At 57.3% G+C, this 515-nt stretch carries 1 protein-coding gene; it reads right to left on the reverse strand.

Translation table 11 applies throughout. The features are described from left to right. Positions 1 to 515: hypothetical protein (locus HCU66_RS27000; protein ID WP_241015721.1), on the reverse strand; the 515-nt coding region annotated here is incomplete at both ends.

Below are 515 nucleotides of genomic sequence, written 5' to 3' on the forward strand. Positions count from 1 at the left end.
GTCTTGGACTTTTCACGCACACGTTCTGGCCAGTAGTTCATTGCCAGATGCGCCCAGTCGTAATCGCCTTTCTCCAGCTTGGCCCAGGTGTCCTTGAGCACCTTCTGCCAGGGTTTGTGGCGGAACAAAGACCACATTGGCGCGGCACTGATTTGCACGCCGTCGTTGTGGTTGGGCTTGTAGGTGGGCGCCAGCTTGAGCAGGGTGTCGCGTAGTTCAATCAGTTCGAGCTCAAGGGATTGCAGCGCCTCGAACTGCTTCTCGTCATCGCGCGAGCGAGCAACGCCTTTGTTGCGCAGCGCCGTCACGTCAGCGCCGACTTGTTTGAGTTTTGGCTCAACAAAGTCATTGATAGCCGTGTAGAGCGCCTGGCTGCTCAGGCTCGGGTAATAGAACCAAAGCGTGTAGCTACCAGAGGCGGTGGACAGCGGCCAGTAGATTGGCGCTTTGCGGCGGCTCTTCGAGTAAAGCTTCAGATGGAAGGCAAAGAAATCTCGTTGCAGCCAGCGGCGCAC

Origin of the sequence: Pseudomonas frederiksbergensis, from assembly GCF_017114915.1 — a bacterium.
Classification (GTDB): Bacteria; Pseudomonadota; Gammaproteobacteria; order Pseudomonadales; family Pseudomonadaceae; genus Aquipseudomonas; species Aquipseudomonas frederiksbergensis_I.